The sequence below is a fragment of the Mesorhizobium sp. WSM4836 genome, from assembly GCF_055811815.1.
In genome coordinates this window covers 292,320-306,609 of the sequence record NZ_JBVVQF010000003.1, presented here as the reverse complement: position 1 = coordinate 306,609, position 14,290 = coordinate 292,320, and the positions used below count along the sequence as shown (strand labels likewise).

At 60.4% G+C, this 14,290-nt stretch carries 15 protein-coding genes; 8 read left to right on the top strand and 7 right to left on the bottom strand.

Annotated features, from left to right (window positions below; translation table 11 throughout):
* Positions 1–246 precede the first annotated feature (246 nt).
* From AC0L2P_RS05690 to AC0L2P_RS05665, 6 genes are all read left to right on the top strand, one after another.
* Positions 247–1,620, top strand: a complete 1,374-nt coding sequence (locus AC0L2P_RS05690) for a cytochrome ubiquinol oxidase subunit I (RefSeq protein WP_473500250.1) — start codon at positions 247–249, stop codon at positions 1,618–1,620.
* On the top strand, positions 1,617–2,621 hold the full coding sequence (locus AC0L2P_RS05685) for a cytochrome d ubiquinol oxidase subunit II (RefSeq protein ID WP_473500249.1): 1,005 nt from the start codon (positions 1,617–1,619) through the stop codon (positions 2,619–2,621). The genes AC0L2P_RS05690 and AC0L2P_RS05685 overlap by 4 nt, the downstream gene beginning before the upstream one ends.
* 190 nt (positions 2,622–2,811) lie before the next feature.
* Positions 2,812–3,606: a transporter substrate-binding domain-containing protein gene (locus AC0L2P_RS05680; RefSeq protein ID WP_473500248.1), complete on the top strand. Its 795-nt coding sequence runs from the start codon at positions 2,812–2,814 to the stop codon at positions 3,604–3,606.
* A 13-nt stretch (positions 3,607–3,619) separates the two neighbouring features.
* A complete protein-coding gene (locus AC0L2P_RS05675) occupies positions 3,620–4,291 on the top strand; it encodes an amino acid ABC transporter permease (protein WP_473500247.1) in 672 nt (223 codons plus the stop codon).
* Positions 4,292–4,301: 10 nt separating this feature from the next.
* Complete coding sequence (locus AC0L2P_RS05670; RefSeq protein WP_473500246.1) at positions 4,302–4,961, top strand: amino acid ABC transporter permease; 660 nt, start codon at positions 4,302–4,304, stop codon at positions 4,959–4,961.
* The gene (locus AC0L2P_RS05665; RefSeq protein ID WP_473500245.1) at positions 4,939–5,664 is read left to right on the top strand and encodes an amino acid ABC transporter ATP-binding protein; all 726 of its coding nucleotides are present in this window, start codon (positions 4,939–4,941) and stop codon (positions 5,662–5,664) included. Before AC0L2P_RS05670 ends, AC0L2P_RS05665 begins: the two co-directional genes overlap by 23 nt.
* Positions 5,665–5,758: 94 nt before the next feature.
* Here AC0L2P_RS05665 and msrA read toward each other — a convergent pair whose 3' ends face one another.
* The 4 genes from msrA to AC0L2P_RS05645 all read right to left on the bottom strand — a co-directional run bounded on the left by msrA (position 5,759) and on the right by AC0L2P_RS05645 (position 8,284).
* Positions 5,759–6,487: a peptide-methionine (S)-S-oxide reductase MsrA gene (gene msrA / locus AC0L2P_RS05660; protein WP_473500244.1), complete on the bottom strand. Its 729-nt coding sequence runs from the start codon at positions 6,485–6,487 to the stop codon at positions 5,759–5,761.
* An 82-nt stretch (positions 6,488–6,569) separates the two neighbouring features.
* On the bottom strand, positions 6,570–6,878 hold the full coding sequence (locus AC0L2P_RS05655) for a hypothetical protein (protein ID WP_473500243.1): 309 nt from the start codon (positions 6,876–6,878) through the stop codon (positions 6,570–6,572).
* Between the two features lie 73 nt (positions 6,879–6,951).
* Positions 6,952–7,677 (bottom strand): DUF1223 domain-containing protein, encoded by a 726-nt coding sequence (locus AC0L2P_RS05650; protein WP_473500242.1) that lies wholly within the window; start codon positions 7,675–7,677, stop codon positions 6,952–6,954.
* Positions 7,678–8,020: 343 nt separating this feature from the next.
* Positions 8,021–8,284: a hypothetical protein gene (locus AC0L2P_RS05645; RefSeq protein WP_473500241.1), complete on the bottom strand. Its 264-nt coding sequence runs from the start codon at positions 8,282–8,284 to the stop codon at positions 8,021–8,023.
* A gap of 230 nt (positions 8,285–8,514) precedes the next feature.
* Here AC0L2P_RS05645 and lepA point away from each other — a divergent pair, with 230 nt between their 5' ends.
* Positions 8,515–10,320, top strand: a complete 1,806-nt coding sequence (gene lepA / locus AC0L2P_RS05640) for a translation elongation factor 4 (protein ID WP_473500240.1) — start codon at positions 8,515–8,517, stop codon at positions 10,318–10,320.
* Between the two features lie 174 nt (positions 10,321–10,494).
* On the opposite strand, the gene AC0L2P_RS05635 is transcribed toward lepA, so the two are convergent.
* From AC0L2P_RS05635 to AC0L2P_RS05625, 3 genes are all read right to left on the bottom strand, one after another.
* Complete coding sequence (locus AC0L2P_RS05635) at positions 10,495–11,727, bottom strand: helicase-related protein (RefSeq protein WP_473500239.1); 1,233 nt, start codon at positions 11,725–11,727, stop codon at positions 10,495–10,497.
* 47 nt (positions 11,728–11,774) lie between these two features.
* Positions 11,775–12,260 (bottom strand): DEAD/DEAH box helicase, encoded by a 486-nt coding sequence (locus AC0L2P_RS05630; RefSeq protein ID WP_473500238.1) that lies wholly within the window; start codon positions 12,258–12,260, stop codon positions 11,775–11,777.
* Between the two features lie 143 nt (positions 12,261–12,403).
* Positions 12,404–13,258: a HamA C-terminal domain-containing protein gene (locus AC0L2P_RS05625; RefSeq protein ID WP_473500237.1), complete on the bottom strand. Its 855-nt coding sequence runs from the start codon at positions 13,256–13,258 to the stop codon at positions 12,404–12,406.
* A 376-nt stretch (positions 13,259–13,634) separates the two neighbouring features.
* Between AC0L2P_RS05625 and AC0L2P_RS05620 the strand changes: the two genes are divergently transcribed.
* Positions 13,635–14,147, top strand: a complete 513-nt coding sequence (locus tag AC0L2P_RS05620; protein WP_473500236.1) for a hypothetical protein — start codon at positions 13,635–13,637, stop codon at positions 14,145–14,147.
* Positions 14,148–14,290: the final 143 nt, after the last annotated feature.

Sequence of the window (14,290 nt, the reverse complement as noted above, 5' to 3'; positions counted from 1 at the left end):
TGAAACAGAGTTGTTGATTTAATCCGCTGAATGTCGGTTCGCAAATCCGGATGTCAATGCCGCTCCTGACAGTTCTGGACATCGAGGTTCGCCGCAATAGGCAACACCTGCCCGGCCGTCCAGCCAAATTCCACGCAAGAGCAGAATAACCGACACTGCGGCGTTCCGCCTCGCGGCGGGACGCCGCTTTGACCGTCAGGTGCATGAAGCCTATCCTTCTACGAACAAGCAGTAGCCGGAGCCGCCATGGACCCGCTCATTCTGTCGCGCATACAGTTCGGCGCGAACATCTCGTTCCACATCCTGTTCCCGGCGATCACCATCGCGCTCGGCTGGGTGCTGCTGTTCTTCAAGCTCCGCTACAACGCGACAAACGATTCCGCCTGGATGCGCGCTTATTTCACCTGGGTTAAGGTGTTCGCGCTGTCCTTTGCCATGGGCGTGGTTTCCGGCGTCACCATGAGTTTTCAGTTCGGCACCAACTGGCCGGGCTATATGAAGACGGTCGGCAACATCGCCGGCCCGCTGCTGGCCTACGAGATCCTGACCGCCTTCTTCCTCGAGGCGGCGTTCCTCGGCATCATGCTGTTCGGCTTCCGCCGCGTCTCGAACCGCATCCACACATTGGCGACGGTGCTGGTGGCGGGCGGCACCACCTTGTCCGCCTTCTGGATCATCGCTCTCAATTCGTGGATGCAGACGCCGGCCGGCTTCGAGATGCGCGATGGTGTGGCGCACGCCACCGACTGGTGGGCCGTTGTCTTCAATCCGTCCATGCCCTACCGGCTCGTCCATATGCTGCTTGCTTCGGGGCTGACCGTCTCGTTCCTGATCGCCGGCCTGTCGGCGCTGCGCTATCTCCACGGCGATCGCTCGGAATCGATGTGGAAGGCCTTGCGCACCGGCGTCTTCACCGCCGCGATCCTGATCCCGATCCAGGTCTTTGCCGGCGACCAGCACGGCCTCAACACGCTGGAACATCAGCCGCAAAAGATCGCAGCCATGGAGGCCAACTGGAACACCGGTCCCAACGTGCCGCTGGTGCTGTTTGCACTTCCCGATGAAGCGGCCAGGGAGAACAGGTTCGAGCTCACCATTCCCGACGGCGCCAGTCTTATCCTCAGGCACAGCGCCGGCGGCGTCGTGCCGGGGCTGAACGATTATGCCGGCAACCATCCTCCGGTGTTTCCGGTGTTCTGGGGCTTTCGCATCATGGTCGGCACCGGCCTGTTGATGCTCGTCGTCTCCTGGTCGGCGGCCTTCTTCCTCAAGCGCCGCCACAGCCTGCCTAGGCCGCTGGCGCTTGTCATGGTGCCGATGGCGCTGTCCGGCTGGCTGGCGACGCTGGCCGGCTGGTACACCACCGAGATCGGCCGACAGCCCTGGCTGGTCACCGGCGTGCTGCGCACCACCGATGCTGTCGGCCCGGTCGCCGGCAGCCATGTCGCGCTGTCGCTCGCGGTCTATCTCACCCTCTACCTGCTCCTGCTGATCGCCTATCTCGGCGTGTTGGTGCATCTGGCATTGAAGGCGGCGAAGGATGGAGACACCTCGCCGCTGCCTGGCGTCATGAACAGGCCGCTGTCGCAGCCGGTTGCGCAACCGGGAGAAACATCATGAGCTTCGACTGGCCGACCCTGCTGCCTCTGATCTTTGCCGGGCTGATGGGCCTCGCCATCCTGATCTACGTTATCCTCGACGGCTTCGATCTCGGCATCGGCATCCTGTTCGCCGCAGCCGAAGATACCGAGCAGGATACGATGATCGCCGCCATTGGCCCGTTCTGGGATGCCAACGAGACCTGGCTGGTGCTGGCGGTCGGCCTGCTGCTGGTCGCCTTCCCGCTGGCGCACGGCACCATTCTGACCGCGCTCTACATTCCGGTTTTCGTGCTGCTGGTCGGCTTGATCCTGCGCGGCGTCGCCTTCGATTTCCGCGCCAAGGTGCCTGCCGGCAGGAAGCACCGCTGGAACCGCATCTTCTTCCTCGGTTCGGTCATCGCGTCTCTGGCGCAAGGTTATATGCTCGGCGTCTATGTGCTCGGCCTCGACGTCGGTCCTGGCGGCATCGCTTTCGGTGCGCTGGTGTCACTTTGCCTTGCCGCCGCCTACGCGGCGATGGGCGCGGCCTGGGTCATCTACAAGACGGAAGGCGACTTGCAGAGGAAGGCGGTGCTGTGGCTGCGCACGGCGTTGGTGCTGACCGCTCTCGGCATGGTCGCCATATCGCTGGCCACGCCCTTTGCCAGCGCGCGCATCTTCGACAAATGGTTCGTCTGGCCGGCCATTCTCTATCTGTCGCCATTGCCGATCCTGTCGGCAGTGCTGTTTCTGTGGCTGTGGCGCCAGACCTTCCATCTGCCGAAGCCCGGCGACCGCCACGCGCTGCTCCCGTTCCTGACATTGGCCGCGATCTTCACGCTCGGCTTTGCCGGCCTCGCCTGGTCGTTCTACCCCTTCGTGGTGCCCGACCGGCTGACCATCTGGCAGGCTGCTTCGGCACCCGAAAGCCTGGCCGTCATCCTGGTCGGCACGGTCGTCGTGCTGCCGGTCATCATCTTCTATTCGTTCTTTGCCTACCGGGTGTTCGCCGGCAAAGCGACGGATCTGACCTATGACTGACCGGCGACCAAATCTGGCAGGTCGATTATCTGCACAATATTTATGCGGCCTGCCGGCCGGGTGGAAGTCAATCGTGATGGCGGCTTCCCAATCCCGCTGGAAAAGCTGCACTTCGCGCTGATTTCGACGATTTGGCACGTCTGTTGCTTTGCCCTGACGACCAATTGGTTTTGTCCAGTCAAAGGGAAAAATGATGAACCGTCGCAATCTGTGCATGCTGGCCCTCGCCGCCGTGGCTGGAATGGCCATAGCTCCGTCTCCGCAGGCGCGGGCCGACGCCTTGAGCGACATCGGGGCGCGCGGAACCATCCGCATCGCCGTTCCGCAGGATTTCCCGCCTTTTGGCAGTGTCGGCGCCGACATGACGCCGCAAGGCTATGACATCGACATGGCCAATCTGATAGGCGAAAAGCTCGCCGCCAAGGTCGAGATCGTCCCGGTCACCAGTGCCAACCGCATTCCCTATCTTCAGACCAACAAGGTCGACCTGGTCATATCCAGCCTCGGCAAGAACCCCGATCGCGAGAAGGTCATCGACTTTTCCGCGGCCTACGCCCCATTCTACAATGGCGTGTTCGCTCCGGCAGACGTCGCGATCGCCAAGGCGGAAGACCTCGCCGGCAAGACCGTCGGCGTCACCCGCGGCGCGATCGAAGATCTCGAGCTGACCAAGGTCGCGCCCGCGAGCGTCGAGATAAAACGCTATGAGGATAACAACGGCACCATTTCCGCTTTCCTTTCCGGCCAGGTCGAGGTCATCGCGACCGGCAATGTCGTAGCCGCCGCGATCATCCAAAAGAACCCGCCCAAACGGCCCGAACTCAAATTCCTGATCAAGAACTCGCCTTGCTATATTGGCATGAACAAGGAGCAGCCGGCGTTGATGGCTAAGATCAACGGCATCATCGCTGCCGCCAGATCCGACGGGACCCTCAACGCGATCTCCGAGAAATGGCTGAAGGTCGACCTGCCGGCGGATCTGTGATCCCCAGCCAATCATGAGCTACCATTTCGATTTCAGCTGGTTGATCGACTATCTGCCGGTACTGCTCAAGGGCATCCGGATCACCGTGCAGCTCATCCTGATCGGCGCTGTGCTGGGCGTGGCGCTCGGCACCGCCTGTGCCTGGGCGCGTGCACTTGGGCCGAAATGGCTGAAGCCGGTTGTCGCGACCTATGTCGAACTGATCCGCAACACGCCCTTCCTCATCCAGCTGTTCTTCATCTTCTTCGGCCTGCCGTCGCTTGGCATCAAGATGTCGGAATTGACCGCCGCCAATCTCGCCATGATCGTCAACCTCGGCGCCTATAGCTGCGAGATCATCCGGGCCGGCATTCAGGCCACGCCACGCGGCCAGTTCGAGGCCGGCGCCAGCCTCGCCATGAGCCCGTTCCAGACCTTCTGGTACGTGGTTCTGGTCCCGGCGCTGCAGCGCATCTGGCCGGCATTGTCATCGCAGGTCGTCATCGTCATGCTGGGTTCGGCCGTCGTTTCGCAGATCGCCGCCGAAGACCTGACCTTCGCCGCCAATTTCATCCAGTCGCGCACCTTCAGAGCCTTCGAAACCTACATCGTCTCGACCTTGATCTACCTGGCCCTCGCGATCCTCCTGCGCCAGCTGCTGGCGGGGCTGGGCTGGATGCTGTTCCCGAGGAAGGCATCGCGATGAGACATGTGCCATGACCCAGTTCACCTTTTGGGACATCCTGCGCAACCTGTTGCTGGCCGCGCGCTGGACCGTCCTGCTGTCGCTGGTCTCCTTCATCGGTGGCGGCATCGTCGGCGCCGCCTTGCTTTTCCTGCGCATCGGCGACAGGCGTGGGGCGCGGCTTCTGTCGCGCGGCTATATCCAGCTGTTCCAGGGCACGCCGCTCTTGATGCAGCTTTTTCTCGCCTTCTTCGGCTTTGGCCTGTTCGGCATCGACGTTCCCGCCTGGCTTGCCGCCTCGGTCGCGTTGATCCTGTGGACCGCCGCCTTCCTCGCCGAAATCTGGCGCGGCTGCGTCGAGAGCATCGCCAAGGGCCAATGGGAGGCGTCCGCCAGCCTCGGCATGGGATATCTCCAGCAGATGCGCTACGTCATCCTGCCGCAGGCGCTGAAAGTGGCGGTGCCGCCGACGGTCGGCTTTTCGGTGCAGGTGGTGAAGGGCACCGCGCTCACCTCCATCATCGGTTTCGTCGAATTGTCGAAGGCCGGCTCGATCGTCACCAACGCCACGTTCCAGCCGTTCACGGTCTATGGCCTGGTTGCGCTCATATATTTTGCCTTGTGCTGGCCGCTGTCGAAATCGAGCCAGCTGCTGGAAAGGAAGTTCAATGTCGCTCATCGCAATCACTGAGGTGAAGAAGCGCTTCGGCGACAATGAGGTGCTGAAGGGGATTTCCGTCGACGTCGCGCCGGGCGAGGTCGTCGCCATTATCGGCAAGAGCGGCTCCGGCAAGTCGACGCTGCTGCGCTGCATCAACGGGCTGGAGACCATCGATGAAGGCTCGATCGTCGTCGCCGGCGCCCAGTTCCTGCCCGACGAGACGCATCTCAAGGCGCTACGTCTGAAGGTCGGCATGATCTTCCAGCAATTCAATCTGTTCCCGCATCTGACGGCTGGCGGCAATGTCATGCTGTCGCAGATGGTGGTGAAGAAGACGCCGAAGAAGGACGCCGAAGCGGTGGCGCGAAAGATGCTCGAGCGCGTCGGCTTGGCCCACAAGTTCGACGCTTTGCCGGACGAACTGTCCGGCGGCCAGCAACAGCGCGTGGCGATCGCCCGAGCGCTCGCCATGCAGCCAATCGCGCTGCTCTGCGACGAGATCACCTCGGCGCTCGATCCCGAACTCGTCGCCGAAGTGCTGGCTGTGGTCAGGGAATTGGCGGCCGAAGGCATGACGCTGGTAATGGTCACCCATGAAATGCGTTTCGCCCGCGACGTCTGCTCGCGCGTCGTCTTCATGCATCAGGGTCGCGTCCACGAGATCGGTGCCCCCGAGGACGTCTTCGCCAATCCGGGGACACCGGAACTCAGGCAGTTCCTGGGTGTGCAATAGGCGGGCATCGCTGCCCGCCCGCATAGAACAAAGACTTAAAGCGCGTCGCATGGATCTCTTCGGACGCGACGTGCTTCATGCTTCAGCCAAAAGCTCAGCTCTTGTTGGCGGCCAGCACCAGCACCGGCCTTTCGCTGTAGAGGTTGGGGAACAGCCGCTTCAGATTCTCGACCTTGGGCAGATCGTTGTAGACGATATAGGGATAGGTCGGGTTGAGCGTCAGAAAGTCCTGGTGATAGTCCTCGGCCGGATAGAAGGTCTTGCCGGTCTCAAGCGTCGTTACGATCGGCTTGGGAAACACCTTGGCCTTGTCGAGCTGGGCGATGTAGCTTTCGGCGATCTTTTTCTGCGCGTCGTTTTCGGCAAAGATCGTCGAGCGGTACTGGGTGCCGCTGTCCGGCCCCTGGAAGTTCAGTTGCGTCGGATTGTGCGCCACCGAGAAATACACCTGCAGCAGCTGGCCATAGGTCACCTTGGAAGGTTCGTAAGTGATCTCGACGGATTCGGCATGGCCCGTCCGGCTGGTGCCGACCATTTCATAGACGGCCGTGTCCTTGTCGCCGCCGGCATAGCCGGAGACGGCGCCGGTGACGCCCTTGACGTGCTGGAACACGCCTTGCACGCCCCAGAAGCAGCCGCCGGCGAAGACCGCCTTCTCGGTGCCGGCGGTGGCCTTCTCGTCCATTGCGGGCGGCGGGATCACCACCGCGTCTTCGGCCGAGACTGCCGGGGTCTGCCAGAACACGGCCGCGGCGGCCGTGAGCATGAGCGCGGCAAGCGCTGCTTTTGCGAAAATCGACGATCGTTGCACGGTTGCGGTCATGTCTGATCTCCCATGATGTGGTGTGGATTATACGACGGATAGGTCCGCCGGGCTCTCACATTGCTGTGCGCATCGTCCCTGCCTATTTGGCCGGAGCCATGGCATCGCAGGCCTTGGTCGCCTCGGCCTTCTTCATGGCGTCCGTCTCGGCGGCTGCCTTGTTCATGCAGTCGGCCTTCATCGGATCTGTCGCCTTCATCGCGGTCGTGGCCATCGCGTCAGCCGCCATGGCGCCGGCCGGCTTCATGGCGCCCGTTGCCGGCTTCATGGCATCTGTTGCCATGGCATTGGCCGGTTTCATCGCATCTTCGGCCCGTGCCGCGCCTCCGGCGAACAGCGCCGTCGAGCAAAGTGCGAAGGCGAGTGCCGCCAGGGTCGGGCGATTGGTCATGGTGGTCTCCTTGGGTTGACTGGGATGTAGGCACGTGGCGCCGCTGCGGCGTTGGGGAAATTCGGAACGGGTTCTAGTTCGTAGCGGCAGCAAGGATCGGCCCGCCGCCCGGCAGCTGTACCAGCACCGCCGTGCTGAGGCCGCTTGCGGCAGCCGGCAGCGGCAGCGCGGTGGCGCCGCCGGTCCAGCTGCCCAGCCTGGTCAGCGAATGCACGACGTTGGCGTGCGGCAGCGTGCGGCCGGTGTTTTCGCCGCGCGCCACCGGCACCTCGATGACGCCCTTGCCGTAACGTACCAGCCAGACATCGGCCTTGCCGCCGGGAACCGGACCGGCGCCGATGCTGACCTTGCCGCCGGCGAGCGACAGCGACGGTCCGTCGGCGTGGCCGCCGCTCGAAATCAGCTGCTCGATCTCGCCCGGCCTGGCACCGACCGCATCGGCCTTGCCGTTGACCACCACTTGCGGCGTGAACGGGCCGGAACGGCCGAGCGACGGTTCATAGCGGACCTGGCGCTGCGTGAATTCTTCTTTGCCGAATGTGTCCTTCCAACCGAGGTAGTCCCAGTAGGTGACGTTGAAGGACAGCGCCAGCACGCCGGGGCGGTCCTTGACCTTGATCAGATTGGCGTTGGCCGGCGGGCAGGACGAGCAGCCCTGGCTGGTGAACAGCTCGACGACGGTCAGCGTCTGGCCGGCGGCGGCGCTGGTTGCCGAAAGCCCGATTGTCAAAAACAAAGTCGCCGAAAACAGAGCCGGGGCGAGCCCGACAAGGGCCGTGCCGCGTTTTGATCCGGTCATCGCCGTTCTCCCGTGCGGTTCCATGTCCACATTTCGCCGCCGGCGCACGGTTCGTTACACCATCACCGCTTCGTGATTGAGGAGGGGCATTGGCGAGAGCCGAGGCGACATCCGATGTCCCCCCTTGTGGGGGAGATGCCAAGTGGTGGCAAAGAGGGCAGGACAGACGGGGCGCCACAGAGCATCAGCCTAGCTGCATTTGCTTCTGGATGCCGAGTGGCGCCAACTCGATGCAAGGATGGGTTGCCGATTTGCAAATTACGAGAGCCCGCGCGCCCCCCTCTGGCCTGCCGGCCATCTCCCCCACAAGGGGCCCCCAAGGGGGAGATCGGCAGCTCGCCCCTTATTGCGTAAGCACTGTCTCCGAGGCCCGCTGGTTGAAGGCGCACCTGCCCATCACGCTGTAGTAGAAGTCGGCGTTCGTAACGTCTGGCAGTGGAGGATTGTTGCCGCCGTCTTCCCATGCCTGGTCGCTGGTCTCGCCGCAAGGCACAGCAGAGAAGATGTCGACGATCGTATTGCTCTTAACCTCGACGGGAAGGTATTTGGAAGGGTCTAGGGCCTTTTGTGCCGCGGTCGCATACCCGGCGCCGAGGTAGAGCCGCAAAGGAGCCTTTCTCGGATTTGAGAAAATGGGTTGCGGATAGCATTTCCTGGTTCCCCCCCGGGGGCATGACGTGCCGTGAGCTACCACGCCGGGCGCAAACTATGCTCCAATCCGGTGGATCAAAGTTTAACGATCTTGCGCGGCCACTCTGGCGCCGCATCGACATTTGGCGCGAACCCGCCAACCACCGCCGCTTGCCCCCTTTACCCGCCCCTGCTAAAGCGCGCCGCATGACCACGCCGATCAAAAACATCCGCAACTTCTCCATCGTTGCCCATATCGACCATGGCAAATCGACGCTTGCCGACCGGCTGATCCAGTCGACCGGCGGGCTGGAAGCACGGGATATGAAGGAACAAGTCCTCGATAGCATGGACATCGAGCGCGAGCGCGGCATCACCATCAAGGCGCAGACGGTGCGGCTGAAGTACCGCGCCAACAATGGGCAGGACTATATCCTCAACCTGATCGACACGCCCGGCCATGTCGACTTCGCCTATGAAGTGTCGCGCTCGCTGGCCGCCTGCGAGGGTTCGCTGCTGGTCGTCGATGCCTCGCAAGGCGTCGAGGCGCAGACGCTGGCCAATGTCTACCAGGCGATCGACAACAACCACGAGATCGTCGTGGTGCTGAACAAGGTCGACCTGCCCGCCGCCGAGCCCGAGCGCATCCGCGAGCAGGTTGAGGAGGTGATCGGCATCGACGCCTCCAACGCCGTGCTGATCTCGGCCAAGACCGGGCTCGGCATTCCCGATGTGCTGGAAGCGATCGTCAACGATCTGCCGCCGCCGCGCGAGGGCGACATCACGGCCCCATTGAAGGCGATGCTGGTCGATAGCTGGTACGACGCCTATCTCGGCGTCATCGTGCTGGTGCGCATCATCGACGGCGTGCTGAAGAAGGGCCAGACCATCCGCATGATGGGCACCGGCGCCAGATACCTGGTCGAGCGCACCGGCGTCTTCACGCCCGCCCGCATCAATGTCGACGAGCTCGGCCCCGGCGAGTTCGGCTTCTTCACCGGCTCGATCAAGGAAGTCGCCGACACCCGCGTCGGCGACACCATCACCGAGGACAAGCGTCCGACGGCACAGGCCCTGCCCGGCTTCAAGCCGGCGCAGCCGGTGGTGTTCTGCGGCCTGTTTCCGGTCGACGCCGCCGATTTCGAGGATTTGCGCGCCGCCGTCGGCAAGCTGCGCCTCAACGACGCGTCCTTCTCCTTCGAAATGGAAACCAGTGCGGCGCTCGGCTTCGGCTATCGCTGCGGCTTCCTCGGCCTGTTGCATCTCGAAATCATCCAGGAGCGGCTGGAGCGCGAGTTCAACCTCGACCTCATCGCCACCGCGCCGAGCGTCGTCTACCGCCTGCTGTTGAACGACGGCACGGTCAAGGAACTGCACAACCCGGCCGACATGCCGGACGTGGTCAAGATCTCGGCCATCGAGGAGCCATGGATCCGCGCCACCATCCTCACCCCCGACGACTATCTCGGCGGCATCCTGAAACTTTGCCAGGACCGGCGCGGCATCCAGGCCGACCTGTCCTATGTCGGCAAGCGCGCCATGCTGATCTACGATTTGCCGCTCAACGAGGTCGTCTTCGACTTCTACGACCGGCTGAAGTCGATCTCCAAGGGCTATGCCTCCTTCGACTATCATCTGACCGACTACAAGGAAGGCGACTTGGTCAAGATGTCGATCCTGGTCAATGAGGAGCCGGTCGACGCGCTGTCGATGCTGGTCCACCGCACGGCGGCGGAAAAGCGCGGCCGCCAGATGTGCGAGAAGCTGAAGGAGCTGATCCCGCACCATCTGTTCAAGATCCCGATCCAGGCGGCGATCGGCGGCAAGGTCATCGCCCGCGAGACGATCTCGGCGCTGCGCAAGGACGTCACCGCCAAATGCTACGGCGGCGACGTCTCGCGCAAGCGCAAGCTGCTCGACAAGCAGAAAGAGGGCAAGAAGCGGATGCGGCAGTTTGGGAAGGTGGATATTCCCCAGGAGGCGTTTATCCAGGCGCTGAAGATGGGGGATTGAGCCTATGCTAAACTGGGATTGCTGCTAATACCCAGCCAGTTTCAAATTTGTTCAGTCGACCGTCTCCAGTTTGCGCCGCATCGCGTATACGCTTTGAGAGCCTTGCGACCGTGTCATCCAATAGATAAAATCGCTCGGAAATTTGAATAGGAACCCCTTGTTCATCCAAATTCTTCAGAACCTCTGGCCGAAACCATCTCGGCATCTCTGCAGTAAATAGCCCATAGCTTGTACTCGCATCCTTGCGCCGCGCGAACATCTCGACGACAGCAAAAAGCTGCGGCAGACCGTATTCGCAGGAGCGAAGAAATTTAAAAATATTGTCTTGATTGCTGTCCTGGCCTTTATAGTTACTCGTATACCAAAGGAAGAATCCCCGAATCGTCCTATTCTTTCTGAGTTCATATAGGTAAAATGTAAGCTGTTTGTGCGTGAACACGCCAAAGCTCGATGCCTGTCGGGCCTTACAAATAATCTCACAAATTGCGCCAATCTGATAGTAGTCTGGATAGCCGTGCCAGAAGATATTAGCCCCATCCCGAGCCGCAGCGTCGACGTATTGCCGCAGGGCAATAGCTGATCTAGTCCGACTACGGAAGCGATCCGAAGTTCTTCAGGTGTAAGATCTAGTCGCTCGGCAATATCGTCTAGCCGATCGGTCAGCCGCGGAGACAAATCTTCGTCCGAAATGTGAACCACGAGTTCATCTGGCGCCTCATCCAAATCTCCAAAAAGAGGTGGTTCGACCTCAACATCTTCGCGAGACGGTGGAGAATTGAATAGAAACACAGAGCCGACATAGTGCTGTCCCAAACGTCCCGCACGGCCACGAATATTAGAAAAAGTAAAAAAATCGTAATCTTCCCTATTTATTGCTTTGTCATATATAAGAACAGATTTCGCAGCGGTATTGACCCCTTCGATGAGAGTCGACGTGCAAATGAGTATCGGAAGCTCCCCGTTGTTGAACATTCGTACAAACTGCGATGCAAGGGCTCTTGGTATGCGACCATGGTGAACACCGATTCCTGCCTCGATCGAGCGACTCAATGCCCAGCCCATGCCAAAATTCTCATCGAACCAGGTCGAAATCTCGCTGCCGTCACCGACCGCCTGTCCATGTTCTGCTAACTGTCCAGCTAGCGAGTTTGCTCTATCTGGCGACGAAACAAAGATCAGTGCGGGCCAATTTCGTTCTTCGAAGGCCTCTTTAGCGAGGCGATCCTCTTTGTCGTCGACCTTGGCCAAATCAAAGGTGTCAACCGCGACGGTGGAAAAACGAGTTTTGAGAAACTCGAACCGCCAGCGACTATCTGTAGAGAACCGGACACCTTCGATATTGGGACCTAGGAAAAAGAATTGATTCGCGCGGCGTAGAAGCTGATAGACAGCTGCATTTAGGGTCATGCTGCGATCATCTTGGCGGTTTGGATCGAGCTTGTAAAATTCGTCGACTATCGCGCGTCTAAGCGCCCCAGGTCCTTCCTGTTGATTAACCTCTCCTGCGTTCCCAAGAAAATGACATTACCTGCCGGTGCCACCTCCGAATGGTACATGACTATGGGGTACCGCTCCGAAAATCTGCTGACTAGGCGCCGCCGAAATTCGTCAAGCAAGGCGATTGTTGGAAGAACAATTGCGAGTCGTTCATATCTGCCGGAGGCGATAAGCGCGTCGATAAGTAAGCTCTTCCCAAAGCTCGTAGGCGCGCTCAGGATGAGATTTTTTCCAGAGAGCAACGTGTTTAGTGCAGCGACCTGCTCACGATGAAGTGTGATCCCGCCGAGTGCAGGAACGGTTACCGACTCTGCTATGATTTCATCTCGTACGTCGGCAGTCTCGGTATCGATGTAGTTCCATAGGCCTGCCGATCGAGCGAGCGTGCCAAAAATCTCGCGGTACGAAAACAGCTCCTTTCTCTCTAGTATGAGCTTAGCCAAGCGGGGAACCGATCCAGTGACGTCGGGATCGTCAATTTCACGTTACTGTATTGCGCCAGCGATCTCCCGAATTAGAGAGAAAACGCGGCTCTTCAGGGCATCGCCCGCTAAAAACTGCAGTTCCTCCCAACCTTGCTGTGTTATCATGGCTGCAAGCCTTTCAATCTTCTATCAAATTCGTCTAGCAAAGCGTCCTTGTTTAGTAGAGGTATGTAAATAAGCACGATCTTAATCGTACGAGGTAAGTCCGAAATGGCTACTTTGGTGCCCAACTTATCGAGTTCGATGGAAATGGAAGATCGATAGGTATCGGTTAACTCCGTTGCAATCGACAGGGCGTCGCTATTCGACGCAATACCAATAACAAAAACCGAAGACCGGAGGAAGCGATCAAGACTAGTTTGAGATTTGAAAAGGTGAATGATTTCGTCGTAGTGAGGCGTGCTTCGAGAAATTTGAGGACCAAGCAGAAGTTTTTCGTTCGTCAGAAATCCCTGTTTTATGTGAGCTCCGACCGAAGATATTGCATCCGAAATGGCGTCCGACGAATTCGTATAAAGCTTAGATTCACCTAGCCACAGCTCCAGGTCAGCACCGATGGGAAATCTGGCATGAACCATATCGAAGGACTTAACTACGTCGTTCGACGCGTTCTTATAAAAGACGCGAGGGGCAATCGGTATTGTATCGAAATAGTCGCGACAAACCGCGTGGAGAGCGATCTCTCCAGCTTCGCCGCGTTTTTGGTATTTCTCGCTGGTATATACGCGCGCTGCTGCTTGCTGCAGTTTTACATATATATTACCGTGACTTACATCAAGCTCACTCTCGGCCAACGCGTAATCGGGAAGCCATTCAATCAGGTGATTGACAAACGGCTTGCACCTCCAAGCCTGGAGTTCAAATCCCGCACAGCATGCGCTACGAGGAGGAGTCTGGATGTCGTCAAAGACAATCCTCTCCAGGAAGCGCTCTGGCTTGATATTATAGATGTTCACGCAACGCATCCCCCCAGATGGCCAGCGAATCGGCGCTCTAGGGTATAGCGTGTTAGACGCAATGTTTAGCACGAAAAGGTGTTCTGCACTTTTGCGGTGCTCGGCTGATTGGCAGGGACCTCAACGATAGGCTCTGCCTCCTGACAGCATGGTGTCAGGGCTAAAATAATCGCGACGAGTTGTAGCTGGCTGTACTTAGAGGGATCGGCTTGACCGCTAGCCAACCGCAGTCGTGCGCGACATTCAGACTGGCGTTGTTGTGCCTCAGCATCCGCCTACGCACGGAACCAGGGCTTAGTAGCCGGCCCGATAAATTCCTCACCCTTTTGGAACGCCTCACCCTCGAGTATCCTTAGGCGGCCTGAGGAGACATGAAATGCGCGCTACGCTGGACATCGTCGCCGCGATCGGCCTCGCCATCGGCGGCGCCTTGGGCCTCGCTGGCACCTTCGTCTCGAGCGCGCAACTCCGCGAGACACTCTGGACGATCGACGGCGTGGCGCTTGTGGTGGCGACCGCGCTGCTGACGGTGAAATATCAGCGGCAGGGCAATGACTGGGTGGCGGCCGGGTTTCTGACCTTCCTTGCCGGCGAGAGCCTGCTGCTCGCCGGCAATGCGGCGGGGCTTGAGGGCAGCGTGCCCTCCTATGTCGGCGGTATCTCGCTCTGGGCGGCGGCGCTGGTCATGGTCAGCGCGCCGAAAACCTTCGCCCTGTGGATGCGGCTCACCGCTGTCGTGGCGGCACTGCTGTTTGTCGTCTCGGCGGGCCTGATCCTGTGGGGTGCGCCTTTGCTGCCGACCTCGGCGCCGCTGCCCGCTGCCGGATATCCCTTCCTGGTGCTCACATTCATCGGCTGGATCTGGACGCTGCTGAAGCCTGATCGTTGAGCCCGGTCGGACCGCCCCCTCTCCGGGCGCGGGGCCGCCCCCCCCCCCCCCCCCCGCGGGGGGGGGGGGGGCCCCCGGGGGGGGGGGGGGGGCCGCGGCCCCCCAGAGGGCCAGCGCCCGGCCAACCCCCCCCCGCCCGCCCC

Excerpts from the sequence above, each read along its gene's own strand:
- AC0L2P_RS05685 (WP_473500249.1), top strand. The coding sequence starts at position 1,617 with ATGAGCTTCGACTGGCCGACCCTGCTGCCTCTGATCTTTGCCGGGCTG.
- AC0L2P_RS05680 (WP_473500248.1), top strand. The coding sequence starts at position 2,812 with ATGATGAACCGTCGCAATCTGTGCATGCTGGCCCTCGCCGCCGTGGCT.
- AC0L2P_RS05655 (WP_473500243.1), bottom strand. The coding sequence starts at position 6,878 with ATGACCAATCGCCCGACCCTGGCGGCACTCGCCTTCGCACTTTGCTCG.
- AC0L2P_RS05675 (WP_473500247.1), top strand. The coding sequence starts at position 3,620 with ATGAGCTACCATTTCGATTTCAGCTGGTTGATCGACTATCTGCCGGTA.
- lepA (WP_473500240.1), top strand. The coding sequence starts at position 8,515 with ATGACCACGCCGATCAAAAACATCCGCAACTTCTCCATCGTTGCCCAT.
- AC0L2P_RS05620 (WP_473500236.1), top strand. The coding sequence starts at position 13,635 with ATGCGCGCTACGCTGGACATCGTCGCCGCGATCGGCCTCGCCATCGGC.
- AC0L2P_RS05690 (WP_473500250.1), top strand. The coding sequence starts at position 247 with ATGGACCCGCTCATTCTGTCGCGCATACAGTTCGGCGCGAACATCTCG.
- AC0L2P_RS05665 (WP_473500245.1), top strand. The coding sequence starts at position 4,939 with ATGTCGCTCATCGCAATCACTGAGGTGAAGAAGCGCTTCGGCGACAAT.
- AC0L2P_RS05670 (WP_473500246.1), top strand. The coding sequence starts at position 4,302 with ATGACCCAGTTCACCTTTTGGGACATCCTGCGCAACCTGTTGCTGGCC.
- msrA (WP_473500244.1), bottom strand. The coding sequence starts at position 6,487 with ATGACCGCAACCGTGCAACGATCGTCGATTTTCGCAAAAGCAGCGCTT.
- AC0L2P_RS05635 (WP_473500239.1), bottom strand. The coding sequence starts at position 11,727 with ATGACCCTAAATGCAGCTGTCTATCAGCTTCTACGCCGCGCGAATCAA.
- AC0L2P_RS05650 (WP_473500242.1), bottom strand. The coding sequence starts at position 7,677 with ATGACCGGATCAAAACGCGGCACGGCCCTTGTCGGGCTCGCCCCGGCT.